The sequence below is a fragment of the Brevibacillus sp. NPDC058079 genome, assembly GCF_042885155.1.
Classification (GTDB): domain Bacteria; phylum Bacillota; class Bacilli; order Brevibacillales; family Brevibacillaceae; genus Brevibacillus.
This window is the reverse complement of record NZ_JBHVSO010000008.1, coordinates 1-25,109: the sequence shown is the minus strand read 5'-3', so window position 1 is coordinate 25,109 and position 25,109 is coordinate 1. Positions and strand designations below refer to the sequence as shown.

At 48.0% G+C, this 25,109-nt stretch carries 22 protein-coding genes; 18 read left to right on the top strand and 4 right to left on the bottom strand.

Annotated features, from left to right (window positions below):
* Positions 1-23 precede the first annotated feature (23 nt).
* Complete coding sequence (gene ytvI, locus ACFVS2_RS22380; protein ID WP_390237857.1) at positions 24-1,154, bottom strand: sporulation integral membrane protein YtvI; 1,131 nt, start codon at positions 1,152-1,154, stop codon at positions 24-26.
* Positions 1,155-1,578: 424 nt separating this feature from the next.
* On the opposite strand from ytvI, the gene citZ reads away from it, so the two are divergent.
* The 12 genes from citZ (at position 1,579) to ACFVS2_RS22320 (ending at position 16,134) form a co-directional block, all read left to right on the top strand.
* Complete coding sequence (gene citZ / locus ACFVS2_RS22375) at positions 1,579-2,691, top strand: citrate synthase (RefSeq protein ID WP_007725337.1); 1,113 nt, start codon at positions 1,579-1,581, stop codon at positions 2,689-2,691.
* Positions 2,692-2,844: 153 nt separating this feature from the next.
* Positions 2,845-4,128 (top strand): NADP-dependent isocitrate dehydrogenase, encoded by a 1,284-nt coding sequence (gene icd / locus ACFVS2_RS22370; protein ID WP_390237854.1) that lies wholly within the window; start codon positions 2,845-2,847, stop codon positions 4,126-4,128.
* A gap of 52 nt (positions 4,129-4,180) precedes the next feature.
* Entirely contained in the window at positions 4,181-5,119 is a 939-nt protein-coding gene (gene mdh / locus ACFVS2_RS22365) for a malate dehydrogenase (RefSeq protein ID WP_390237852.1), read from the top strand.
* A gap of 702 nt (positions 5,120-5,821) precedes the next feature.
* Positions 5,822-6,517 carry a response regulator transcription factor gene (locus ACFVS2_RS22360; RefSeq protein WP_007725334.1) on the top strand — a complete coding sequence of 232 codons (696 nt, stop codon included), beginning with the start codon at positions 5,822-5,824 and terminating at the stop codon, positions 6,515-6,517.
* A 13-nt stretch (positions 6,518-6,530) separates the two neighbouring features.
* A complete protein-coding gene (gene pnpS / locus ACFVS2_RS22355) occupies positions 6,531-8,294 on the top strand; it encodes a two-component system histidine kinase PnpS (protein ID WP_390237849.1) in 1,764 nt (587 codons plus the stop codon).
* Between the two features lie 108 nt (positions 8,295-8,402).
* The gene (phoU, locus tag ACFVS2_RS22350) at positions 8,403-9,059 is read left to right on the top strand and encodes a phosphate signaling complex protein PhoU (protein ID WP_106841714.1); all 657 of its coding nucleotides are present in this window, start codon (positions 8,403-8,405) and stop codon (positions 9,057-9,059) included.
* A gap of 138 nt (positions 9,060-9,197) precedes the next feature.
* Positions 9,198-10,286, top strand: a complete 1,089-nt coding sequence (locus ACFVS2_RS22345) for a PRK06851 family protein (RefSeq protein WP_390237847.1) — start codon at positions 9,198-9,200, stop codon at positions 10,284-10,286.
* A gap of 92 nt (positions 10,287-10,378) precedes the next feature.
* Complete coding sequence (locus ACFVS2_RS22340) at positions 10,379-11,323, top strand: VanW family protein (RefSeq protein WP_390237845.1); 945 nt, start codon at positions 10,379-10,381, stop codon at positions 11,321-11,323.
* An 887-nt stretch (positions 11,324-12,210) separates the two neighbouring features.
* Positions 12,211-12,639: a MarR family winged helix-turn-helix transcriptional regulator gene (locus ACFVS2_RS22335; RefSeq protein WP_012685124.1), complete on the top strand. Its 429-nt coding sequence runs from the start codon at positions 12,211-12,213 to the stop codon at positions 12,637-12,639.
* A gap of 9 nt (positions 12,640-12,648) precedes the next feature.
* Entirely contained in the window at positions 12,649-13,308 is a 660-nt protein-coding gene (locus ACFVS2_RS22330; RefSeq protein ID WP_173619993.1) for an HlyD family secretion protein, read from the top strand.
* 6 nt (positions 13,309-13,314) lie between these two features.
* Positions 13,315-14,544: an efflux RND transporter periplasmic adaptor subunit gene (locus ACFVS2_RS22325; RefSeq protein ID WP_390237840.1), complete on the top strand. Its 1,230-nt coding sequence runs from the start codon at positions 13,315-13,317 to the stop codon at positions 14,542-14,544.
* Between the two features lie 15 nt (positions 14,545-14,559).
* Positions 14,560-16,134: a DHA2 family efflux MFS transporter permease subunit gene (locus ACFVS2_RS22320; protein WP_390237837.1), complete on the top strand. Its 1,575-nt coding sequence runs from the start codon at positions 14,560-14,562 to the stop codon at positions 16,132-16,134.
* A gap of 61 nt (positions 16,135-16,195) precedes the next feature.
* Here ACFVS2_RS22320 and ACFVS2_RS22315 read toward each other — a convergent pair whose 3' ends face one another.
* Entirely contained in the window at positions 16,196-16,336 is a 141-nt protein-coding gene (locus tag ACFVS2_RS22315) for a hypothetical protein (RefSeq protein ID WP_173619929.1), read from the bottom strand.
* The gene (locus tag ACFVS2_RS22310) at positions 16,299-17,243 is read right to left on the bottom strand and encodes a DMT family transporter (RefSeq protein ID WP_390237834.1); all 945 of its coding nucleotides are present in this window, start codon (positions 17,241-17,243) and stop codon (positions 16,299-16,301) included. The genes ACFVS2_RS22315 and ACFVS2_RS22310 overlap by 38 nt, the downstream gene beginning before the upstream one ends.
* A 130-nt stretch (positions 17,244-17,373) precedes the next feature.
* Here ACFVS2_RS22310 and ACFVS2_RS22305 point away from each other — a divergent pair, with 130 nt between their 5' ends.
* A complete protein-coding gene (locus ACFVS2_RS22305) occupies positions 17,374-18,117 on the top strand; it encodes an N-acetylmuramoyl-L-alanine amidase family protein (RefSeq protein WP_390237831.1) in 744 nt (247 codons plus the stop codon).
* Here ACFVS2_RS22305 and ACFVS2_RS22300 read toward each other — a convergent pair.
* Complete coding sequence (locus ACFVS2_RS22300) at positions 18,088-18,870, bottom strand: divergent polysaccharide deacetylase family protein (protein ID WP_390237829.1); 783 nt, start codon at positions 18,868-18,870, stop codon at positions 18,088-18,090. The two genes, ACFVS2_RS22305 and ACFVS2_RS22300, sit on opposite strands and share 30 nt — an antisense overlap.
* A gap of 142 nt (positions 18,871-19,012) precedes the next feature.
* On the opposite strand from ACFVS2_RS22300, the gene polA reads away from it, so the two are divergent.
* The 5 genes from polA (at position 19,013) to ACFVS2_RS22275 (ending at position 24,983) form a co-directional block, all read left to right on the top strand.
* Complete coding sequence (gene polA, locus ACFVS2_RS22295; protein WP_390237826.1) at positions 19,013-21,661, top strand: DNA polymerase I; 2,649 nt, start codon at positions 19,013-19,015, stop codon at positions 21,659-21,661.
* A gap of 48 nt (positions 21,662-21,709) precedes the next feature.
* Positions 21,710-22,540, top strand: coding sequence for a DNA-formamidopyrimidine glycosylase (gene mutM, locus ACFVS2_RS22290; protein WP_173619986.1), 831 nt, complete (start codon positions 21,710-21,712; stop codon positions 22,538-22,540).
* 52 nt (positions 22,541-22,592) lie between these two features.
* Positions 22,593-23,201, top strand: a complete 609-nt coding sequence (gene coaE / locus ACFVS2_RS22285) for a dephospho-CoA kinase (protein WP_039960162.1) — start codon at positions 22,593-22,595, stop codon at positions 23,199-23,201.
* Positions 23,198-23,761, top strand: coding sequence for a lytic transglycosylase domain-containing protein (locus ACFVS2_RS22280; protein WP_173619985.1), 564 nt, complete (start codon positions 23,198-23,200; stop codon positions 23,759-23,761). Before coaE ends, ACFVS2_RS22280 begins: the two co-directional genes overlap by 4 nt.
* A 175-nt stretch (positions 23,762-23,936) precedes the next feature.
* A complete protein-coding gene (locus tag ACFVS2_RS22275) occupies positions 23,937-24,983 on the top strand; it encodes a glyceraldehyde-3-phosphate dehydrogenase (RefSeq protein WP_390237822.1) in 1,047 nt (348 codons plus the stop codon).
* Positions 24,984-25,109 lie beyond the last annotated feature (126 nt).

Below are 25,109 nucleotides of genomic sequence, written 5' to 3'. Positions count from 1 at the left end.
CAAGCGGTTCTTTTTATGTTGGGTCAGGTTTTCTTTCCACGGATATAGCCCCATACATCGACGAAGACGTTGGCTTTTACCAAAGCATTGATCATGACGAGTGAAACAGGTCCGATGATCAAGCCCAAGAATCCAAACAACTGGAGGCCGACAAACAGCGCAACCAGCGTGAGGAGAGGATCGAGACCGACGTTTTCCGCAACGACTTTTGGCTCGATAATTTGACGGAAAATCAAGACGACCCCGTACAAAATGGACAAGCCGATGACCATCGTGTAATTGCCTTTAAAAAACATGTAGATGATCCAAGGGACAAAGACGGTCCCTGTCCCAAGATAAGGCAAGAGATCGACCAAGCCCGTGATCAAGCCAATCGTAATTGCGTATTCGACACGCATGAACAGTAGACCAATAATCACGATGGCAGCGGTTAAGGAGATGAGAGTCAACTGCGCCTTGACGAACCCGAACAAGGCATTGCGCAAATCGATAAAAATTTGATCGAGACGGCTGTTTACCCCTGTTGGCAAAAGACGGCGAGCCCGCGCTTCCCAAAGAGCAAAATCTTTGGAGATAAAGAAGGCACCCATGATGGAAATGACAGAAACCGTCGCCATATTTGGGAGTGAAACAAGAAGGTTTTTCAATCCATCCAGGAATTTGACGATCAAGTCCTGCCCGACATTCGTGATGGTCGAGATCGCACTGCCTACCGTACTGGTAAGCTTATCCTTATAGCTTGGATCGAGCTGATCGTAAAACCACTGAATCTGATTGTAAATGCCCATCAAGAAGTCTTGAGAAATCGTATTTTGCAAATAATGGGCCAGCTCCTGTGAAACGACTGGCAAGCGTTTGGCCAGCTCTCCGATTTCCACGACCGTTTCCGTGATGATCAGAGTGACCACTCCACCTGCGAGCAGCATCAAAACCAAGAGCGCGATTATGACCGAAAGCCAGCGTGGAATCCGGAACTTTCTGGTCATGAACGTAACTGGTTTGTTGATGATGAGCGCAATGACTAAAGCGATTATAAATGGGTACAGTAAGGGTGTTGCGTACTGGAATACCCAAATCCCTACATAGACAAGCAGGCAAACCCATAACAAGCGAATGATTTGAAAGAGGCGCTCTACCCAGTTTTCCTGATTCAAACGATTTCTCCTTTCCGCCGCGAAGGTGCGAACAAAATACTGATGTTTCTATTATGCAGCATGCCTGATGGGTGGAGCAAGAATCGCGAAAAAACAAAACTCCGTTTCACCCTTCGAAACATTTTTTCGCCAACCTTATTCACAAAATCGCAATAATCTTTTATAATTGGGTCGTCTTAGTGGATTCTTTTCTCTCGCCTCTCCCCTTACACGAGCGTCATTTTGATGTACGACCTTGTGAGGATTTGCGTGGATACATTCCCTGTCAAGAGTGGTGGATGAAAGAAACCGCTGCTTACAATTGCATAGATAGGATGTTCAAAAAGTCGTCTTTTTGAACGTGATCAGGTCGTTTATCAGTCATGGCGGACAAGCGAAGACTAGATAAGCACTACTACTTGAGTGGAAAAGGAGAGGGAGTTCAATGACAACTACTCGTGGACTTGAAGGCGTTGTTGCCGCTCAATCATCCATCTGTTCGATCGTCGATGGGGTTCTTTGCTATGGCGGGATCAACATCGATGAGTTGGCAGAACATGCAACTTTTGAAGAGGTTGTATATTTGCTCTGGCATGGAGCGTTACCGAAGCGTGATCAGCTAGACGCTTTGAAAAAACAATTGGGTGAAAATGCAGCAGTGGCCCAAGAAGTGCTGGAAAGCATTCGCCACTATCCAAAAGGCGTACACCCAATGGCGGCGTTGCGCACAGCTGTCTCTTCGCTAGCGCTCTACGACACAGAAGCGCAAGATATGTCTTCTGAAGCCAACTATCGGAAATCTATCCGTCTGATGGCACAAACTCCTACCTTGATCGCTGCTTATGAGCGTATGCGTAAAGGTCTGGAGCCAGTTGCTCCACGTGCAGATTTCACGATTGCACAAAACTTCCTCTACATGCTCACAGGCCAAGAGCCAACAGAAACGGCAGTAAAAGCGTTTGACGTTGCTCTGATCCTGCATGCTGACCATGAGTTTAATGCATCTACATTCTCTGCTCGTGTATCTGTTGCGACCCTGACTGATATTTATTCCGGTATCGTGTCCGCAATCGGTACGCTCAAAGGCCCTCTGCATGGCGGCGCTAATGAAGCAGTAGCGAAAATGCTCAACGAAATCGGCGGCATGGCTAACGTAGAATCCTACATCCGCACCAAGCTAGATAACAAGGAAAAAATCATGGGCTTCGGACACCGTGTATACAAAGACGGTGACCCACGTGCGAAATGGCTGAAAGAAATGTCCAAAGCACTGACCGCGCAAATCGGTCGCCCTGAGCTGTATGAGATGTCTGTGAAGATCGATGAAATGATTTCCGGCGAAAAAGGCTTGAAGCCAAACGTTGACTTCTACTCCGCATCTGTTTACATTTCTCTCGGTCTCGAAACAGACCTGTTCACACCGATCTTTGCCATCAGCCGTATGTCCGGTTGGACGGCACACATCATGGAACAGTATGAAAATAATCGCCTGATCCGTCCTCGCGCGGATTACACCGGTCCGGTCAACCAACACTACGTTCCAATTGACCGCCGCTAAGAACTAGCTATTTTCGAGCGTGGAGGGCAGGTGGTCAGCCAAGCTGATCGCACCTGAGCGCAAGCTTGAGAACTACCACGAGTGAGTGGTAGTTCTCCTACGTCTGGAAATATTCATAATCACCGAATATATATAACACTGGAGGGATTTTTTGTGTTTAAAAACCTGACGCAACCAACTGTAGGCGAAAAAATTACTGTGGATAACGGTAAACTGGTAGTTCCAAACAATCCGATCATTCCTTTCATCGAGGGTGATGGTACTGGCCCTGATATCTGGAAAGCTTCCGTTCGCGCTCTGGATGCAGCTGTAGAAAAAGCTTACAAAGGCGAGAAGAAAATCGCTTGGTTCGAAGTATTCGCAGGCGAAAAATCCTTCAACCAATACAGCGAGTGGCTGCCAGAAGATACGCTGACTGCTGTTCGTGAATACCTGATCGCAATCAAAGGTCCTTTGACTACACCAGTAGGCGGCGGTATCCGTTCTATCAACGTAGCACTGCGTCAAGAGCTGGATCTGTATGCTTGCGTACGTCCTGTTCAATACTTCGATGGTGTTCCATCCCCAGTGAAACATCCTGAATTGACTGACATGGTAATCTTCCGTGAGAACACTGAAGACATCTACGCTGGTGTAGAGTGGGCTGAAGGTACTCCAGAAGTGAAAAAAGTAATCGACTTCCTGCAAAACGAAATGGGCGTGAAGAAAATCCGCTTCCCAGAAACATCTGGTATCGGTATCAAGCCTGTTTCCAAAGATGGTACAGAGCGTCTGGTTCGTGCAGCGATCGACTATGCAATCGAAAATAAGCGCAAATCTGTTACCCTCGTACACAAAGGCAACATCATGAAGTTCACAGAAGGTGCTTTCAAAAGCTGGGGATATGCACTGGCTGAAGCAGAATACGGCGACAAAGTATTCACTTGGGCACAATACGATCGTATCAAAGCTGAAGGCGGCGACGCTGACAAAGCACAAAAAGAAGCAGAAGCAGCTGGCAAAATCATCGTGAAAGATGTTATCGCTGACGCGTTCCTGCAACAAATCCTGACTCGTCCAGCTGAGTACGATGTAGTAGCAACACTCAACCTGAACGGTGACTATGTATCTGACGCACTGGCTGCACAAGTAGGCGGTATCGGTATCGCTCCAGGTGCAAACATCAACTACCTGACTGGCCATGCGATCTTCGAAGCAACTCATGGTACAGCTCCAAAATATGCTGGTCTGGACAAAGTAAACCCATCCTCCGTGATCCTGTCCGGAGAAATGATGCTGCGTCACCTGGGCTGGAACGAAGCAGCTGATCTGATCATCAACTCCATGGAAAAAACCATCTCCGCGAAAACAGTAACATACGATTTCGCTCGTCTGATGGAAGGCGCACAAGAACTGAAATGCTCCGAGTTTGCTGACGCTCTGATTCAAAACATGTAAGATAGATTTGGGTACAAATTTTTACACTTACATTTTTGGAGGGGAATAGTTCATGGCATTCAACCGTAAAAAAATCGCTGTTATCGGTAGTGGCTTCACTGGTGCAACAACTGCATTCATTTTGGGGCAAAAAGAGCTGGGCGACGTAGTATTGGTTGACATTCCGCAACTGGAAAACCCAACAAAAGGTAAAGCGCTCGACATGATGGAATCCTCTCCAGTATTAGGCTTTGATGCGAACATCACAGGCACTGCGAACTATGAAGACATCAAAGATGCTGATCTGGTCATCATCACAGCAGGTATTGCCCGCAAGCCTGGCATGTCCCGCGATGACTTGGTGAACACCAATGCTGGCATTATGAAATCTGTTGCAGAGCAAGTAAAAACATATGCACCTAACTCTATCGTGCTCGTACTGTCCAACCCAGTTGACGCGATGACGTACACCTTCTTCAAAACGTCCGGCTTCCCGAAAGAGCGCGTAATCGGTCAATCCGGCGTTCTGGATTCGGCTCGTTTTCGTACCTTCGTGGCTATGGAGTTGAACGTATCTGTAGAAGACGTAACGGGCTTCGTTTTAGGTGGTCACGGTGATGACATGGTTCCTTTGGTTCGCTACTCTTATGCTGGTGGTATCCCATTGGAAAAATTAATCCCGAAAGACCGTCTGGATGCGATTGTAGAGCGTACTCGCAAGGGCGGCGGCGAGATCGTAAACCTTCTGGGGAACGGTTCCGCTTACTATGCACCTGCGGCTTCCTTGGTACAAATGGCTGAGGCCATCCTCAAGGACAAAAAACGCATTCTGCCATCCATCGCTCTTCTGCAAGGAGAGTACGGCTACAACGATCTATACCTGGGTGTACCGACTCTGCTCGGCGCAAACGGGATCGAGAAAGTGATCGAATTGGATCTGACTGACGAAGAGAAAGCAGCTCTCGATAAGTCTGCTGACTCTGTACGCAGCGTAATGGCTGTTTTGAAATAAGATCAATACATGTAAGACGCCTTTCTTTGGGAAGGCGTCTTTTTTGCTTGATAAAGTGGCTCTAGTGGGGGAAGAAGCGAATTTCCAGTCTACGCTTCGGCCTACGCCCCGCAAGGGGGGATTGACTGTCCGCTTCGGAATAAATGGCGGGAGCGCTTCAAACGTAGAAGTTTCGAGGAGATAGTCCATAAGTGAAGCTGAAATTCCCCGCCATTTATTCCTACGCTGGGCTGGGCTCCAGAGGCGCTTGGACTGGAAATTCGCTTCTTCTACGCAGCTTTTTCTTTATCTTAAAGTAGAATCTAAGAAGTGGCTTCAAAAGCTCCGCTGTGTTGACTTGCAAAACGTACTAAAAGCACGAAATACATCCACAGCTGTACGGAAGCACTGTCACATGTTTAGAAGGAGACCGCCCGAACGAAGAGAGGATACAGGCGACTGGAAAACATGTGGAAGGGCTTCTCCCGACCACTATAGCTGGAAGACAACTAAGATTTTTAAAGTAGATACCTTTACCTAAAAGAGGAATACTATTGCCAAGCAATAAGTTCTATATGCCCTTTCAGCATGTCTTTACAAAAAAATTACTTGTTTTCCGCAATGAGCATTGGCAGACTGAGTATTGTAGAGAGAAGCATTTTTTAGGGGACGTAGGTTAGAAAATCGAGCGCAAGCATTGCAACGCTAGGGGGAAACAGACAGATGATCAAAGTATTGGTAGTGGATGACGAAGCTTCCATTGTAAAGCTATTGCAATTTAATCTTGAAAAATCAGGCTTTCAGGTCGTAACTGCTTTTGACGGAAAACAGGCCTTGGAAATGGTTAAGAGCGAGCAGCCTGATTTTATCATTCTTGATTTGATGCTTCCCAAGATGGATGGAATGGATGTATGCAAAACCTTGCGCCAGGAACGCAATAATACGCCGATCTTGATGCTTACAGCGAAAGATGATGAGCTCGACAAGATTTTGGGGCTTGAGCTTGGTGCCGATGATTATTTGACAAAGCCATTTAGCCCGAGAGAAGTAATTGCCCGCGTAAAAGCCATTCTGCGGCGGTTTCAGAACACGCCAGAAGCGACTACAGCGCCTCAAGAGGTGTTGCTCCAATTTGGGGATATTCGCATCTACCCGGAGAAGTACGAGGTGTTTTGTAAAGACGTCAAGGTCGAGCTGACACCAAAGGAATTCGAGCTGCTGAACTATTTAGCGAGCCACCAAGGGCGTGTACTGACGCGCGATCAATTATTGAACGCTGTTTGGAACTACGATTTCATCGGGGATTCTCGAATTGTAGACGTGCACGTCAGCCATTTGCGCGAAAAGCTTGAGGATGACACAAAGAACCCGAAATACATCAAAACAGTTCGCGGATTAGGATACAAACTGGAAGGATAACGGAGGATTTACCTTGACTCGCTTTCGAATCAAACTCACTTTGACTATTTTGGGTTTAATCTCCCTCGTACTATTGGTGATGGGCATGTATTTTGCCAAAGTGCTGGAGAATTCCTACCTCCAATCACTGAATGAGCTATTGTCCCGCGAGTCGAAGCTCATCTCTCAGGCGGTCCGTTTCCCGAACGTCTTTACCGATAAGGCGACATTAGCGGATCGGGTCACACAAGTAGCGCCAACGGATGAAGTACGGATTACCATTATCGACAAGGATGGTCAGGTGATGTACGACAACTCCTCCCACTCGGAAGAGATGGAAAACCACCATGACCGACCGGAGATGATGGCAGCGTTAAAAGGAGAAACAGGGATTTCCCGCCGTTTCAGTGAGACGCTCGGCTATGACATGATGTACGTTGCAGTACCTGTTGAACTGAACAACGAAATATTCGGTGTTGTTCGTTCAGCGATGTCGATGAAAGATATTACCGATACGATCCACAAAATGTGGTACAGCTTGCTCACCGGTTTATTGGTTACTTTGGTAGTCGGATCGATTGTCGTTTCCCGCATTTCCTTTTCCATTATTCGTCCGATCGAGGAGATCACCCGGGTAGCCCGCAACATTACACAGCGCCAATACGAGAGCCGTGTGAGAATCAAAGCAAAGGATGAGATCGGTCAGCTGGCAGGAGCGATCAATTTCATGGCATCGAGCCTGGAGCAGCAGATGTACGAAATCTCGGAGAATCAGCAGCGCCTAGCAGGGGTGCTGACCAATATGACGAGTGGCGTGATCTTCATTTCAGAGCAACGTCGGATCATGCTGGTCAATCCAGCCGTTGAAAAGCTGTTGGGGACTGCTGGACATGAGATCGTAGGGAAGCTGCATATCGAGGCAGGCAAAAGCTTTGGGCTCAGCCAATACATCGACAGGTGCCTCGACAGAAGCGAGAAGTTCCGCCAAGAGGTACACATCTATTACCCACAGGAACGCATCCTTGACGTGAATTTTGCTCCCTATATTAACTTCAAGGGGGAGTCGAGGGGTGTCGTCGTGGTGCTGCATGACATCACCGACATTCGCCGCCTGGAGAAGATGCGCAGTGACTTCGTGGCAAACGTATCGCATGAGCTACGCACGCCGATTACCTCGATCAAGGGCTTCACGGAGACCTTGCTTGAAGGGGCGATGCAGGACGAGGAAACATGTCGTAACTTCTTGCAGATCATTTCAGATGAGAGCGAGCGACTCTACCGGATGATCCGCGATATTTTGGAGCTGTCTAAAATCGAGCAGAAGCGAATCCCGTTGCATCTGAGTCAGGTTCACTTGCAGGATTTAATCAGTTCGGCAGTTGCCATCATGCATGACCAGGCACAGCGCAAGGAATTGACGATCACGCTTCCTTCACCGAAGCCAGATATTTGGCTCATGACGGATAAGGATTGCTTGCAGCAGATCATCTTGAATCTGTTGACAAATGCGATCGCTTATACGCCAGAAGGTGGAAAAATCAACGTCAAGACACAGGCAGACAGCGAAAACATCACCATTCAAGTGATGGATACCGGGATCGGCATTCCGGAAAAGGAACTCACGCGTATCTTTGAGCGGTTTTATCGCGTAGACAAGGCGCGTAGCCGCGATTCAGGTGGAACAGGTTTGGGCCTCGCAATTGTGAAGCATCTCGTGGAAAACTTGCACGGACATATCAGTGTGGAGAGCAAGGAAGGAAGAGGGACAACCTTCACAGTTACACTTCCCCTTACCTAAAAAAGCTACTGCAAAAACATTTACACAAACAAAATAGTAGCTTTACTTCTACAATACAATCGCCTTGTACCATTTGACATGTCAGACACTAGAAGGGGGAAGAGGGAAATGTCACGGCACGCTTTTGAAGAACAGCAGGATGTACTGCACCGTAAGCTCATGACGATGGGCACATTGGTGGAAGAAGCTATTCATAAATCCATTAAGAGTCTGGTTGAGCGAGATGCTGAACTGGCTGAACAGGTTATCGCAAGCGATCCTGTGATCAATGAGTTGGAGCAAGAAATACAGAGCGATTGCTTCCGTCTCATTGCACTGCAGCAGCCAGTCGGAGGTGACTTGCGACGCTTGGGAACAATGTTGAAGCTGGTGACGGATTTGGAGCGAATGGGTGATCATGCCGTTTCCATTGCCAAGACGACCCGACGCTTGATGGCGGACCCGTACGTGAAACCCCTCATCGATATTCCGATGATGGCTGATCACGTCAAGGCTATGGTACGTGATTGCTTAAATGCGTATATTGCACGCAACAAAGATGCGGCAGAAGAGATTGCGGCACGCGACGACATTGTTGATAAACTGTACTCTACGATTTTCCATGATCTGATTGAATTGATGACGAAAAACAGTCAGGCCATTTCGCAAGGAACGCATTTGCTCTTGGTCGCGCAATATTTGGAACGGATTGCCGATCATGTTACGAACATCTGCGAATGGATTATCTATATGTCTACTGGTAAAATGACGGATTTGAATAAATAATACCCGAATGACAAAAAGCCGCTGTGAGCTATGAATAATAGCTTGCAGCGGTTTTTGTAGACAGACGCCTATTTCTCCTGTTGTGCATACAATACATCGTTTCAACCGCAGCGAGAAGATGCACAGGAGGGAAAAGCAATGACGAAAAAAGTGCGCCATATATATGCCGCAGGGAATACTGCGCGAGGATACAAGACTTTTTATGACTCCGTATTGGAAGGCTTGGAGCGCGTTTATATTTTGACAGGGACAGTGGAAGGAATTACATCGCCACTGATCGAGTCGATTGGAAATCAAATGGCACGAAAAACAGATGAAGTGGAGTGGATTCACTCCCCATTTGTGAACGGACAGTTTGATGGTGTCATTTTTCCTCGCTATAAAGTAGCGATCATGGACGGAAGTTATCCGCGCCTGTGGAGACCAGCTTCCCCTGGCGTAACTGAAATTCAGATCAATTTGCAGGCGATGGTAGACGTTGATCAGCTCGTGGATGACAAAGACCGGATCGCCGTCTGGTACGAAGAGATTTTTAAGAAGAGTGAAGAAGCTTATCAAGCTTTTGGCGAAGCACTGCGCATCCATGATGAGTGGGAAGCCCCTTACATTGAAAACCTAGACAGAGAAGAAGCCAATCTTGTCACGGAAGAAGTCATCGGGCTATTCTTCAGGGATGAGCAGCTAGAGAAGAAAGCAAAAGTTCGGCGTATGTACTTGGGGGCTGCCACTCCACAGGGACCAGTCGATCATATCATGAAGCTGACAGACCAATTGGAGAAGCGCTACTTCATCAAGGGCAGACCAGGCTCTGGCAAGTCAACCATGCTGAAAAAGCTGGTGAAGGAAGCCCAGACACGTGGCTTTGATGTGGAAGTGTACCACTGTGGTTTGGACCCGCACAGCCTCGATATGGTGATTGTACCTGAGAAGAGCCTCGCAATTTTTGACAGCACGGCTCCGCATGAGTATTTTCCTAGCAAAGATACGGATGAGGTCATTGATATGTATGAACGTGCGATTACCCCAGGAACCGATGAGAAATACGAAGAAGAATTATTGGATATTAAGGTAAGATATACCCAAAAAATCAAAGAGGCCACAGCCAATCTAGTGGCAGCTAAGGAGCTGCGTGACCAGTTAAACACCACGTATCAGGAAGCCGTTGACCAGCAGCGTTTAAAGGCTGTCTCGCAAGCTCTCGTAAGCAGACTAACAAAGATGAGTTAATGGTATTTAGATCGTAGAATGAAACCCGTTCGACTGCTCATACTACAATAACGGAAGATGATCGTTGTTGGAGAATGGAGGTGAGCAGCCGGATGGGTTTTGCTATGAAATTAGCTCTGTTACTGTTAATCAATCCCCTCGACCCAACGAATTTTTTGCAGATAGAGATGGGAGACAAGACGGTAGCTATTCTCAATCGTGCTGATTATTCTCTTCCCTTTGATGGCGTTCCTTTGGTTGATGAAAGCAAGCTTGCGCGAATGGTGGAAGAGGTGGCGAAAAAGGCCCATATCGAGCCCATCAATGCGACGATTAATAACGCCGGGGCCATTGTTCCAGAAACCAAGGGAAGAAGGTTAGATGACCTGGCATTTCGCGCACGTTTTTACGATTATTTTTACGGTACGGGAGCCGCAAGCATGAATGTCAGCTACAAAGAGGTATTCCCGAAGGTAGACAAGGCTCTCATGAGTCAGGTTCGGAAAAAAAGGATCGGACAATATGCGACCTATTTCAATGCAGGCAACCGGAATCGTGTACACAACATCAAGCTCGCCTCGCAGGCGATTAACAATTACGTGGTATTGCCAGGAGAAATTTTTTCTTTTAATAAGGTAGTGGGCCAGCGTACGAAAGAAAAAGGGTATTTGCAGGCGCCTATTATTGTCAGAGGAGAGCTGTCGGAAGGCATCGGGGGAGGAATCTGCCAAGTATCGTCTACTTTGTTCAATGCGGTAGACCAGGCAGGTTTGCATATTATGCAGCGCTATTCTCACAGTCGAAACGTAGCGTACGTACCTCCAGGCCGTGATGCAACCGTGAGCTGGTACGGCCCTGATTTTGTGTTTCAAAACAAATACGCTTATCCAGTCTTGATCCGGGCGATCGCGAGCAATGGCAGCATGTACGTGACAGTTCACTCTTTTCCAGAAATTGAGCATGAGCCACGAAATGTGCCAAGCGTACGCCGCACGACCCCTGAAGAAGCACCGGATGCTCCATCTATTTTGAATGGAAATGGACCGACAATCCCTTGATGGTAAAGGGGGTGTCGGTTTTTTTTATGTCTAAGGTACGAGGCTGCGGTTGGGGAAGAATATTTCCAGTCTAGGCTCCAGGCTCCGTCCTACTGGGGGCTAAGACTGTCCGCTCCGAAGGGATTTGCGGGGAAACGCAAAAGTGGTAGCCGCTTCGTAGTTCGGGCACGGTTGCGTTTCTTTTGCCCGCAAATCCCTTCTCCGCTCAGTAGGACTCCACAAGTCGCTACGTCTGGAAATATTCTTCTCTGTCGTAACTTTCTATAGAAAATTTTGAAAAAATTTACACTTCATCATAAAATCGTCTTGTCAGTACTTTTTGATTGGGGTGATAGCATTGAAATATATTGTTTATTTTCTCCTAATTGCTCTTGCGACGTATCTCATTTTCACTTGGCTTGCAAGTACTGCAGTTTTTATCTGGATAATATCAAGCGTAATTATTACATTGCAATTATTCATTATTGGATTAATAAAACAGAAATCAAATAAGTAACAAATCTTTTTAGCATCGAACATTACTCAGTTCGTCAAGGAAACAGGAGAAATAAGCGAAGATCTTAGGGACGCCGACCGAGACGGAATGCAAAAAGCGAAACACGCCTTTAAGCGTCCACCTCTGAAACACATCCTGAACGGACCACTTTGGACGCGGTTTCGCTTTTTGCATGGAGCCGGGCAGTCAATCCCACAGCGGGTGTCCCTAGAAGCTGGAGCGTTTTCTCCTGTTTCCTCCCCACCACGACAGTCCGACTAACGACTGCTTTTAAAAGGTTACCTAATTAAAGTTTAACCTAAAGAAATAGTTGCCACGGGTAAAAAAACATCGTATAGTTTTCATGTGATAAATTTCGTACACGAAATATTACTTAAGAAAGGAGTGCACTATGAATAAATCACTGCATATTAGGGACTTGTTAAAACGGTTGAACAAGACATTTGGAACAATGGCCACAAAAGAACTGTCCCAATATGGTGTGACTGTCCCGCAGCTAATGGTCATTCGAGAAATACATCCTGATCCCAAAACGATCGGTCAGATAAGCAAAGCCGTAGATTTATCGTACAGCACCGTTTCTGGCATCATAGATCGTTTGGAACGAGAACAACTCGTAGAGCGCGTACGTGATGAGAATGACCGGCGTGTTGTCTGGATTCGTAAAACACCGAAGATTTCTGAGCTGTTCGCAAAGGTTGATTTTTTTTCAGAGAACTTTTACAAGCGTATTTTCCATGGATTTTCCGATGAGGATTTAGACATCATTATTCAGTCGATGGAAACATTGATTGCGAAACTAGAAGAACGAGAAAGTTGAGGAGAAACCATGAAGCGAAAACTGGTTTTGTATGTCATTTTGCTCCTGATCGTGGCAGGTGGTGGAGGAATCGGTTACTACTTTTGGTATCAAGGTGCACATTATGTGTCCACACAAGATGCTCGGATTGCGGGAGACATTTATCGCGTCATGCCAAAAATGACAGGCAAACTGACCGGACTCGCTGTCAAAGAAGGCGACACCGTTATAGCGGACCAAATCGTAGGACAGCAAGATACAACTAACGTAGCAACGACGATGCTGGAAAACAGCGTGTTGCGTTCTCCCATTACAGGTACTGTGATTAAAACGCAAGCAAAAGAGGGAGAGATTGTTTCGACAGGGCAATCGGTAGCTCTCGTGATTGACGAAAACAAATTGTACATCTCCGCTAATTTGGAAGAGACTGAGATCGAACGGTTGAAACTCGGCCAAAAAGTAGATTTTACGATTGACGCTTACCCAGGTAAGAAAATGGGCGGTCATTTGATGGAGATCGGAAAGGCGACGAATTCTACATTTTCCTTGATGCCAGCGACCAATACGAGCGGGAACTTTACCAAAGTAACTCAGCGTATCCCGATCAAAATCGCCATAGATGACACAGCAGGTCTGGACCTGGTGGCCGGATTGAACGCCGAGATCAAAGTGCACGTGAAGGAGATGTAATCAAGCATGAAAAAGACAGCACAATGGAAAACAATCGCTGCAGTCATGGCGGCCGTTTCACTTATTACGGCGGGCTGTAGCGAGACATCTTCTGCATCGCAAGCGAGCGAGAACGTCCCTGTCGTGAAGACGTGGAAGGTGACCTCTGCCTCTACGGGTGTCATCGCCAATGGTAAGGTGGCAGCGTCTGAGGAGATCCAAGTCGTTTCTAAAGTATCTGGGAAAGCAGCGAGCGTGAAGGTAAAAGAAGGAGCAGTCGTCAAGCAAGGCGATGTTCTGGTCACGCTGGAGGCAGCCGATTATCAGCAGCAGATCAATCAGGCACAGGCAGCCATTGCAGGCGCTCAGGCAAAGCTGAGAGATACGAAAGCAGGTGCACGCAATGAGCAGCTGACGCAGCTTGGAAGTATTGTTACCCAGGCAGAAGCCAGCCTGAAGGTGGTCGAGAGCAACTACAACCGGATGAAAGCACTGTTTGATGCGGGCGCATTGTCCCAGGCTGAGCTGGAGAAATCTTCGCTCGAATTGGAAAAGGCGCGCACAGGTCTTGAACAAGCGCAAGCCCAATTCGATCTGGCAAAAGCAGGCCCAACTGCCGACACGGTAGCGGCACTGCAAGCAGAAGTAAGCCGTTTGGGCTCCAATCTGGAGCTGGCGAAAAGCAATTATGACAATACCATTATTCGTGCGCCAATCACAGGTATCGTAGCCAAGCGCTCAGTTGACCCGGGAGAAATGGCAGCAGCGGGGACACCTCTTATGGTGCTAGTGAATATGGCAGACGTCAAAGTAGAAGCAAGCGTACCGGAAAACCAAATCAACCAAGTGAAGGTCGGCTCTACAGTTGATGTGAAGGTAGGCAGTCTGGGTGGAAAAGTGCTGAAAGGTACCGTTGAGTTTGTCTCTCCGATTTCGGATACCAACAGCAGTTCTTTCCCAGTTAAAGTGAAGGTAAATAATCAGGACGGCTTGCTACGCGCAGGGATGGTAGCAGAAGTCATGCTCCAAGGCCAGGCAACGCCAGGAACAAAATTACCGACGTCAGCCGTGCTGGAAAAGGACAGCAAGCATTACGTCTATACCGTAAACGACAACGTGGTACACCAGGTAGAAGTTACGGTGGAGAACGCAAGCGGCGAATGGTCAACTGTCACGAATGGCGTCCAAGACAATGATCAAATTGTGCTGAACCCGACAGACAAACTGTCCGAGGGCAGTAAGGTGATCGCAAACTAACGGGGGTGTTGACACATGGCGGAAGCGGTGGCACACCGAGAGGAGAAAAGCGGGAACGGCGGCATGTGGCTGTCTCTTCTCGCCATCCTCTCAGGAACCTTCGTTGCGATTCTGAACAATAGCTTGATTAACGTTGCCCTACCTGCCATGGTCAATATTTTTGGTTCGTCTACCGAGACCATGCAGTGGGTATTGACCGGATATATGCTGGCAAACGCCGTCATGATTCCGATGAGCGGCTCGTTGTCTGCCAAATTCGGGGCGAAAAAAATATTTGTACTCTCCTTATCCGCGTTTACTTTTTCGTCCATCCTTTGTGCCTTGGCGTGGAGTGATTCTTCGCTGATTGCCTTTCGCGTCGTGCAAGGTGTCAGCGGGGGGATGATCATGCCAATCGGGATGTCGATGATTTACATGATCGTTCCGCGTGAAAAGATCGGAATGGCATTGGGGATATTCGGGATTGCTTCCATGACTGCCCCTGCGCTGGGCCCGACATTGGGTGGATATCTCATCGAATTTTTAAGTTGGCAATTTCTTTTTCTGGTCGGTGTACCCTTTGGTATTTTTGCGGTGATCATGAGTATCGTGCTGCTCAAGGAAACGCCGAAAAAGCCAGAGTTAAAGTTCGACTTTTTGGGAGCATTTCTTGCTATCGTCGGTTTTGGGACTCTGTTGCTCGCTTTAAGTAAAGGGCAAGCAGAGGGCTGGACCTCCTTTTTCATCGTCAGCTTATTTTTCATTGCCGTGATGAGTTTGATCCTGTTTGTTTGGGTGGAGTTGGGTAAAGAAAGTCCGTTGCTCGATTTGCGACTTTTGAAGATTCCTACCTTCACCATCAGTATTTTGACATCCGGCTTCGTCATGATGGGGATGATGGGCGGTATCTTCCTGATGCCGATTTTCCTCCAAAACATTCAGGGATTGACGGCTATGGAGTCAGGAATCCTGCTGATGCCGCAATCGATTGCCATGGCGATCATGATGCCAATTAGCGGAAAGCTGATGGATAAATACGGGATCGGACCGATTGGGCTGATCGGCTTGACCATCATGAGCATCTCGACGTATGAACTGCACAATCTATCTGCTGACAGCATGCATTCGTGGATCGATATGATCTTGACCATTCGCGGGGTTGGAATCGGATTGTGTATGATGACCCTGTCTACTGTAGGGATGAACGCCGTTCCGCGTACAAGTGTGGGGGATGCTTCTCCGCTGTCCAATGTATTGCGTCAGGTCATGAGCTCGTTTGCCATTGCGATTTTGACAGTGATCATGCAGGCGCGTCAAAATTTCCACATGGCTTCAATCTCTGAAAACTTGAATACGGATATGGCGATGCAGTTTATCAGTGGCATTTCAGGCATGTATGCACAAGTAGGGGTAGATGCAGCGAGTGCGACAGGGGGAGCCAGCGCGATTTTGTACGGAATGATGGCAAAAGAATCGTTGGTTCAAGGCATCGGGGATACTTTCCTCGTCTCCGTTATCCCTATTGTCCTCTCGATTCCACTTCTGTACTTCCTGCATAAAAAGCCGAAAAAACCGCAACAGTTGCCAGCAACCGAAAAGGCAACAGCCTAATAGCAAGGGGCAATTCCGCTAGTCTTATCGAAGACTTCTTAGGAATTGCCCCTTTTTTCTGTTAGGACATCATTTTAAATAACCAGTACACAATCCGTCCTACGATGTAGCCAAGAAGAATTGTCCAGCCAATCTTCGCCCAAATACTCAGTCCCTTGACGAACTCACGCAAGCTTTTTCGGTTCTCCGGTTGCTTGTTCAATGGAGGACACTCCTTTAGCAGGTTGGTTAAAACGAATGAACACATAAATACCGGCGATAATGATCAAGCCGCCAATCCATTGCGGAGGCGTTACTACTTCACCCAAGATGAAGTAAGCGAGAATCGCAGTCCCGATCGGTTCTCCCAAAATCCCCATGGATATCGTAGTCGTATTGAGCCATTTAATGATCCAGTTAAAAATAGAATGTCCAAGCAAGGTCGGGAACAGGGCGAGACAGAAGAACCAGCCCCAATCTGCCGCAGGGTAACCAACGAGCGAATACCCGAGAGCCAGATCATAGGCGAGCAGAATCACGCTGGTGGCTGTATAGACGACGAGTGTGTAGGCAAAGGAGGACATATGTTGACGAACGTACTGCCCGACCAGCCAGTAGCCCGTCACAGTGACAGCTCCCATTAATGCGAGGAAATCACCCCACAGAGCCATGCCGCCTACTTGAAAATCTCCCCAGCCAATCACGAAGCTTCCCGCAATCGCCAGCAAACCGCCGGATAGAGCTAGAAATCGAACTTTTTCACCAAAAAAGAAATAACCGCCGATGAATGCAAATAATGGCTGCAACGTAACGAGCACAGTAGAACTGGCCACAGACGTGTAGTTCAGCGATTCAAACCACAACAGAAAGTGGCTTGCCAAAAAGGCTCCGGATAAAATGCAGAGTAGCCACACTTTTTTGGACATTTTTCCAATCTCTGCGATGGCACCACGATTCCAAAATAAAAAAGGAAGCGTTAAGAAAACGGAAAAAATGAGGCGATACGTAGCGATAATCGGAGCAGGCGCATCCGATAGCTTTACAAAGATCGCAGAAGAGGAAATGGCGATCACCCCGATTAAGAGAGCCAAATACGGGGGGAATAACGGTTTTTCCAAAGATTGATTCATCAGTACACCTTCTTATGCGGGTAAGGTCATGTTTCATTATTGTAATTGTACAGTTGGATTAAAAAATTCACAATGTTATGTGTACCTCGCCGACTGAAAGGTTTCTTTTCAATCCGGTTATCCTACAGGCATGAGAAACTTACAGGCTATCTTCCGTATCGCTGCTTTCATACTTATCCTCATCTGTATCCCGACGCGAAGCGAGGCATTGCCGCTCACCCCATTTCACATTTTGATTGATGTAGGTCATGGGGGTGTAGATTCGGGAACTTCTTATGGGGATTTGTATGAAAAAGACATCAATCTGCAAATTGCCAAGCAACTATACCAACAGTTGACAGAAGCTGGCTATACGGTGGCCTTGAATCGGAACAAAGATATCGCACTGAGCGATGAGAATCGGTGGTTGGACAACCGATCAAGGCATATTCGGGATTTGGCGCAGAGGAAGAATTTGGCGAAAGAGATCGGTCCCCAGATGTTGCTCAGCCTGCATGTAAACTGGGCGTCTAATTCGCGGCGACGGGGTGCCATTCTTTTGTACCAAGATACCGAACAAAGCTATATGCTGGCAGAACTGCTGCAAAACTCGCTGAACAAGCTGACAGGGACGAACAACCAGCCAGTCAGGGGGAAGACGTACTACATGCTGCGTCATAACTACTGTCCGTCTGTCATCGTGGAGATGGGTTTTATCAGCAATGCACATGACCGCGATATGTTAACGAATCCCAAAGCACAAGAAAAAATCGCTCAGGCTATTACAGAAGCCGTGAGCGAGTACGTAAAGCTGTCGGGAAATCTGAAAACGGAGGCTCGTGTGAAGGAGAGCTGGTGGCGAAAATTAATGAGCAGCTTGCTGGATAAGCTTTGAAATGGTTACAAATTCGGCCTCCTTCTGAATTCGCGGGATGTACTGGCGCAGAACGGAGGCTGTTTTCTTGCCCGGAGGCCCAACATGGCCTATCGCGATACATAGGGGATGGTTGTGGATTCGTTTGCAGACGAGCTCCATTTGCTTCGTAATATGTGGGACAGAGTACACGTCATCGAGAAAAATTTGATTCACTGCATGGGGCACGCCCATTTCTGCTGCTATTTTCGCCGCCACACTTTTATCGGTGGTCTTGCTATCCAGGTAAATGAGCCCACGCTCCTTCACTACCTTCATGATGATGCGCATGATTCGCTCGTCAGCCGTTATTTTAGAGCCCATATGGTTGTTCATGCCAATCGCATGTGGTACTTCGTCAATCGCTTTCTCCACGCGACTGCGAATCTCATCGTCGGACAGATCAGCCGTAATGGCTCCAGGACCAAGCCATGAGCGTTTTCCTTTCATCGGCTCCATCGGCATGTGAACGAGTACATCATGTCCTTTTTGATGGGCGACCTCGGCATCCTGCTTCGTGCTTGGCAGAAACGGCATGACGGCAACGGTTAGAGGAACTGGCAACGATAATATTTCCTCCGTCCCTTGCATGTTGTTCCCGAAGTCATCAATGACAAATGCCATCAGCTTTTTGCCTGCGGGCTCAGGCTCTGCATGTGGGGTCGCTGTTGCTGGTATAGACCCGAAGGAAAGAAATAGCGTGAGCAAGAGCGGAATCATTTTCCTCCCATTCATAGGTTCACCTTCCTTGTCCATTTTTTTTCATAGTCTGTTCAATCACCTTGTTCTTTACCCGTCATATCTACGGCTTGGCTTTGATGTTTGCCCTATGTTACGATTAAAGATAGTAGTTTTGTAACGAGAGGGGTCGAATTCCTTGAGTCATTTTGTGTTGATTGATGGAAACAGTGTTGCGAACCGGGCGTTTTATGCGCTCCCTTTATTGTCCACATCGGCAGGACTGCATACGAACGCAGTGCTGGGCTTTACGACTATGCTGTTAAAAGTGTTGGAGGAAATGAAGCCAACGCATATCATGGTTGCTTTTGACGCTGGAAAAGTCGTGTTTCGCCATAGCGAGTATGCAGAGTACAAAGGGGGACGCAGCAAAACTCCGCCGGAGCTGTCTGAACAGTTTCCATTGATTCGGGAGCTGTTGGATGCCTTCTCGATCAAACGCTTCGAGCTGGAAGGCTACGAGGCGGATGACATTATCGGTACATTGACGAAGCAGGCTGATGAGCAAGCTTGGAAAACGACTGTCATTACCGGAGACAAAGATATGCTGCAGCTCGTGTCTGAGCATGTATCCGTCGCTTTGACGCGCAAGGGAGTCAGCGAAATCGAGCTGTACACTCCACAAGAAATTCACGAAAAGTACGGCCTTAAGCCGCTGCAAATAATTGATCTGAAAGGCTTGATGGGCGATTCGTCCGACAACATTCCAGGTGTCCCGGGTGTCGGAGAGAAAACAGCGCTGAAGCTGCTGCACGAATACGGCTCTGTTGAGCAGGTACTGGAAAACATCGATAAAGTGTCAGGCAAAAAGCTGCAAGAGAACCTGCGTGAGAATGTAGATAAGGCGAACATGAGTAAAGCCTTGGCAACCATTTTGCGTGAAGCGCCTGTGGAGCTGGATGTGCAAGAGACTGGCTTTGAAGGCTATGAGGGTGTACCTCTAAGCGAGTTCTTTAAAAAGATGGAGTTCAAATCGCTGCTGTCCAAGATCAAAGTGGCAAAGCCAGTAGATGGAAGCGGACAAGCAGACGCCAAGCCGTTTTCGTTTGAGATGATTTCAGAGGATAACAAAGCGGCGTACGAGTCCAAGCTGACTTCGCCAATGGCTCTTTACATCGAAATGGATGGGGAAAACTATCACCATGCGCCATTCCTCGGAATTGGACTGGCTGTGGAAGATACGGTGATGTTCGTTCCGTGGGACGTAGCCAAGGAATGGAAGGCACTCTGTGAGTGGCTGGCTGATCCGACGAAGGAGAAGTGGGTATTTGACGGCAAGCGAGACACGGTTGGACTCGTTTGGCATGATTTGGCGATAAAAGGCATCAGCTTTGATGTGTACCTCGCTTCTTACCTGCTGAATGCGGCTGAGAGCAACCCAACCTTGGATAGCATTGCGGCTCAATACGCACAGACACGGGTATTGTCAGATGAAGAGGTGTACGGCAAGGGTGCCAAACGTCTTGTTCCTGAAATGGACGTGCTGAGCGAGCACGTGGCGCATAAAGCGGCAGCAATCTGGCAAAGCGTGCCTGTATTGCGTGAGCAGCTGGCGGAAAACGAAATGGAAAAGCTGCTCGGTGAATTGGAAGCCCCGCTGAGTATGGTACTGGCTCTCATGGAAAAGCAAGGCATCAAGGTAAACAGTGAGCGCCTCGTACAAATGGGGGAAGACTTGGACCAAAAGCTCGCGGGTCTGACAGATCAGATTTACGAGCTGGCGGGTGGGGCATTCAACATCAACTCGCCAAAACAATTGGGTGAGATTTTGTTTGACCGCTTGTCTCTGCCTGTATTGAAAAAGACCAAAACAGGGCCTTCTACCAGTGCAGATGTATTGGAGAAGCTCGCTCCGTACCATCCGATCATCGATGCGATCCTGACCTTCCGTCAGCTCGGCAAGCTCCGCTCTACGTATATTGAGGGCTTGACCAAGGAAATCCATACGAAGACGAGCAAGGTGCATACGCTTTACAACCAAGCGACTACGGCGACAGGGCGCCTGTCCAGTACGGACCCGAATCTGCAAAATATCCCGATCCGCATGGAAGAAGGACGCAAGATTCGCGAGGCGTTTATTCCGTCGGAGGGCGGCTGGTACATGCTGGCAGCCGACTATTCCCAGATTGAGCTGCGGATTTTGGCCCACATTTCGCAAGACGAAAATTTGATTGACGCCTTCCAAAAAGGAATGGATATTCATACCCGCACCGCCATGGACGTATTTGGTGTGAGTGAGGAAGAAGTGACTTCGCTGATGCGCCGTCAGGCCAAAGCGGTCAACTTCGGGATTGTATACGGCATCAGCGATTACGGTCTGTCGCAAAACCTCAATATTACTCGTAAAGAAGCAGGGGACTTCATTGAGCGTTACTTTGATGTCTTTTCCGGTGTGAAGCGCTGGATGGACGAAATTGTCCAACAGGCGAAGGCGGATGGCTATGTGACGACCTTGTTGAACCGCCGTCGCTACCTGCCTGATATTCGCAGCAGCAACTTTAACCTGCGTTCGTTTGCCGAGCGTACTGCGATGAACACGCCGATCCAGGGTACTGCTGCCGATGTGATCAAGCTGGCGATGATTCGCATGCAAGAGGCAATCGAGGAGAAAGGTCTTGCTAGCCGCATGCTTTTGCAAGTGCACGATGAGCTTGTATTTGAAGTGCCAGAAAATGAGCTGGAGGTCATGCGCAAGCTGGTGCCAGAAGTGATGGAAAGTGCGTTGTCCCTCAACGTGCCACTCAAGGTGGACGTCAGTGACGGACGTACCTGGTACGATGCGAAATAGGCATGCCTAGAACATAAAGATGGATAGACAGCGAGAGGAGGAGGGCATATGCCAGAATTGCCGGAGGTAGAAACCGTCGTACGGACTCTGCGTGGCTTGGTTATGGGAAAAACGATCGAGAGAGTAAGTGTTCATTTGGCGCGTATTGTGCGTCAGCCAGATGACGTGGAAGCTTTCAAATCTCTCTTGGTGGGACAAACCATCCAGGATATCCAACGGCGGGCAAAATTCATTCAGTTTTTCTTAAACGAGGATGTGCTCGTGTCCCATCTGCGTATGGAAGGGCGCTATGGCATGTATCAGGCGGATGATCCCGTTGAGAAGCATACCCATGTCGTCTTCCATTTTACGGACGGAACGGAGCTGCGTTATCGGGATGTTCGCCAGTTCGGGACGATGGATCTGTTCCCTAAGGGGAAGGAAACAACAGTCGGACCTTTGGCAAAACTGGGAGTAGAACCGCTAGATAAAAGTTTTACTCCTGAAGTTTTGGGGAAATTGTTAAAAGGACGGTCAACAAAAATTAAGCCGCTTCTCCTAAACCAGGAATGTATTGTAGGACTGGGGAATATTTATGTGGACGAGTCACTCTTTAAAGCAGGCATTCATCCGGAGAAACCAGCAGGAAAGCTGACAGATAAAGAAGTTATCCGACTGCACGAAAGCATTGTCTCCACTTTGCAAGAAGCGGTAGAACAAGGTGGTAGCTCCATCAAGTCGTATGTGAACGGACAGGGCGAGATGGGAATGTTCCAGCAATCGCTTTTAGTGTATGGACGAAAAGACGAGGCGTGCACGAAGTGCGGGGCCGAAATCATTCGGTTTGTAGTCGGCGGCAGAGGGACGCATATTTGTCCCGATTGCCAAAAGAACCAGTAACTTCGAGAAGTTTTTCACAAAGCAGTTATAACAGTTCGACCAAGGGAGGAGGATGGGCATGATACTAGGATTAACAGGCGGAATTGCTACTGGGAAAAGCACAGTGACAGGTATGCTTCGAGAGCGCGGAATTCCTGTCATTGACGCTGACCAGATCGCCAGAGAGGTCGTAGAACCAGGTAAACTGGCCTATGAAGCGATCGTGCGCCATTTTGGAAGAGAAATCCTATTGGAAGATGGTCAGATTGATCGGAAAAAACTAGGTGAGATCGTATTTTCGGACGAGTCCGAGCGTCAAAAGCTGAACGCCATCGTCCATCCCGAGGTACGCCGCGTCATGCGGGAAGAGGCCGAAACAGCAGAAGCGAATGGAGCCGAGATCGTCTTTATGGACATTCCTCTGCTGTATGAGAGCAAGCTTACGCATATGGTAGAAAAAATCGTGGTTGTCTATGCGCCCTATGAGATGCAATTGGCGAGAATGCTGGAGCGCGACGAATTGGAAGAAGAACAAGCACGAAAAAGACTGCGGGCGCAGTTTCCTATTGATCAGAAGAAGCAGGGCGCAGACTTTTTGATCGATAATTCTGGTTCGCGTGAAGAAACCGAGCGTCAAGTGGAGGCGGTATTGGCCGCGATTCGATCGGAGCGTCAATCATGAGTTTTGGCAAACGTGCAGCATTGATTTTGCTCGTTTTGGCGAGTGTATTTCTGCTGCTAAACACGCCATTGGTGTGGAAATGGATGTACCCGATCAAATATGAGCAACAGATTGTGACGGCTTCACTGAAATATGAGGTGGACCCTCATTTGGTATTGGCCGTCATCCGTTCCGAGAGTGGGTTTGCGACAGATCGCGTTTCGAAAAAAGGTGCGGTCGGGCTCATGCAAATCATGCCGGATACTGCGCAGTGGATCGTCAAGGAGGCAGGCTTCCGTCCAAAGGACAGCGAATACTTGTACGACCCCGTCATGAACATCGAGATTGGGACATGGTATCTCGATTTTTTGCTGTCCCGCTATGATGGCGATATCGTCAAAGTCATTGCAGCCTACAACGCGGGTCCGGGCAAAGTAAACGGATGGCTCGCGAGTGAGCAATGGAACGGAACTCGCGAGACGATTGAGGACATTCCATATGGGGAGACCCGTCAATATGTCCAGCGAGTGCTCTATTATCATGATCGTTACAAAAATATATACGACTTTCAATTACGTTAAAAATCATGAAAAGCCGCTTCTCTTGCTGATAAGAGAGCGGCTTTTTTCTCTTTTTTTGGGTAGGGTAAATCGTCCAAATATTTATTTTTCAGTAAAACACATTGATAATTGTGTCATACTTATTATAATAAAAGTATCAGATAAGCGTAACTCAATTCGGAAGGGGTTTCTATATATGACAATTAAAATCGGTATTAATGGTTTCGGACGTATTGGCCGCATGGTATTCCGCCGCGCTATCCAGGACCCCAACATTGAAATCGTTGCAATCAACGCCAGCTATCCAGCGGAGACGCTTGCGCATTTGTTGAAATATGACACGATCCACGGACGCCTGCAAAATAAAGTGGAAGTCCAAGACAACAAGATTATCGTAGATGGAAAAGCAACAGTTGTACTGTCTGACCGTGATCCGCTGAAGCTGCCTTGGGGTGACCTCGGAGTCGAGATCGTTGTAGAGGCTACAGGTAAATTCAACAATCGCGAAGGCGCTGGCAAGCACCTGCAAAGCGGTGCGAAAAAAGTTGTGATTACAGCACCAGCGAAAGAAGAAGACGTCACGATTGTGATGGGTGTAAACGATGGCACTTACGACCATGCCAATCATCACATTATCTCCAATGCTTCCTGCACAACCAACTGTCTCGCACCTGTGGCAAAAGTGCTCAACAATGCATTCGGTATCGAACAAGGTCTCATGACTACAATTCACTCGTTTACAAACGATCAGGTGAATCTCGACAATCCGCATAAAGACCTGCGTCGTGCACGTGCAGCTAGCGAGTCCATCATTCCAACGACGACAGGAGCTGCTCGTGCAGTAGGAATCGTTTTGCCAGAATTGAATGGCAAGCTAAACGGTTTTTCCTTGCGCGTACCGACTCCAAACGTTTCTGTAGTAGACTTGGTGGTCAATACGAAGAAGCCAGTTACATTGGACGAAGTAAACCGCGTCCTGCGTGAAGCGAGCGAAGGCAGCATGAAAGGCTACCTCGAGTTCTGCGACGAGCCGCTCGTATCCAGCGATTTCAATGGCAACGATCACTCCTCGATCATCGACGGTCTGTCTACGATGGTAATGGGAGACAATCAGGTAAAAGTGATTGCTTGGTACGATAACGAGTGGGGCTACTCCTGCCGTGTCGTAGACTTGGTTCGCCACGTATCCGAGCAGAACAATCAAGCTGTAACAAAAGAAGCAGCTGCTGTGGGTGTAAAATAAGTAGCATAAACAAAACCCCTTTGCCGAATTGTGGTCAAGACCCCATTTCGTAGACAGTAAGAAAAACCCTGGCCGTTAGGCCGCTAACTGACGTCTAAATTCACTAGGCGTCAGTTTTTTTAATTT

Bases quoted from the DNA above. Each gene is read 5' to 3' on its own strand.
- citZ (WP_007725337.1), top strand. From the start codon at position 1,579: ATGACAACTACTCGTGGACTTGAAGGCGTTGTTGCCGCTCAATCATCC.
- mdh (WP_390237852.1), top strand. From the start codon at position 4,181: ATGGCATTCAACCGTAAAAAAATCGCTGTTATCGGTAGTGGCTTCACT.
- ACFVS2_RS22360 (WP_007725334.1), top strand. From the start codon at position 5,822: ATGATCAAAGTATTGGTAGTGGATGACGAAGCTTCCATTGTAAAGCTA.
- phoU (WP_106841714.1), top strand. From the start codon at position 8,403: ATGTCACGGCACGCTTTTGAAGAACAGCAGGATGTACTGCACCGTAAG.
- ACFVS2_RS22345 (WP_390237847.1), top strand. From the start codon at position 9,198: ATGACGAAAAAAGTGCGCCATATATATGCCGCAGGGAATACTGCGCGA.
- ACFVS2_RS22340 (WP_390237845.1), top strand. From the start codon at position 10,379: ATGGGTTTTGCTATGAAATTAGCTCTGTTACTGTTAATCAATCCCCTC.
- ACFVS2_RS22335 (WP_012685124.1), top strand. From the start codon at position 12,211: ATGAATAAATCACTGCATATTAGGGACTTGTTAAAACGGTTGAACAAG.
- ACFVS2_RS22330 (WP_173619993.1), top strand. From the start codon at position 12,649: ATGAAGCGAAAACTGGTTTTGTATGTCATTTTGCTCCTGATCGTGGCA.
- ACFVS2_RS22325 (WP_390237840.1), top strand. From the start codon at position 13,315: ATGAAAAAGACAGCACAATGGAAAACAATCGCTGCAGTCATGGCGGCC.
- ACFVS2_RS22320 (WP_390237837.1), top strand. From the start codon at position 14,560: ATGGCGGAAGCGGTGGCACACCGAGAGGAGAAAAGCGGGAACGGCGGC.
- ACFVS2_RS22310 (WP_390237834.1), bottom strand. From the start codon at position 17,243: ATGAATCAATCTTTGGAAAAACCGTTATTCCCCCCGTATTTGGCTCTC.
- ACFVS2_RS22305 (WP_390237831.1), top strand. From the start codon at position 17,374: ATGAGAAACTTACAGGCTATCTTCCGTATCGCTGCTTTCATACTTATC.
- ACFVS2_RS22300 (WP_390237829.1), bottom strand. From the start codon at position 18,870: ATGAATGGGAGGAAAATGATTCCGCTCTTGCTCACGCTATTTCTTTCC.
- mutM (WP_173619986.1), top strand. From the start codon at position 21,710: ATGCCAGAATTGCCGGAGGTAGAAACCGTCGTACGGACTCTGCGTGGC.
- coaE (WP_039960162.1), top strand. From the start codon at position 22,593: ATGGGCATGATACTAGGATTAACAGGCGGAATTGCTACTGGGAAAAGC.
- ACFVS2_RS22280 (WP_173619985.1), top strand. From the start codon at position 23,198: ATGAGTTTTGGCAAACGTGCAGCATTGATTTTGCTCGTTTTGGCGAGT.
- ACFVS2_RS22275 (WP_390237822.1), top strand. From the start codon at position 23,937: ATGACAATTAAAATCGGTATTAATGGTTTCGGACGTATTGGCCGCATG.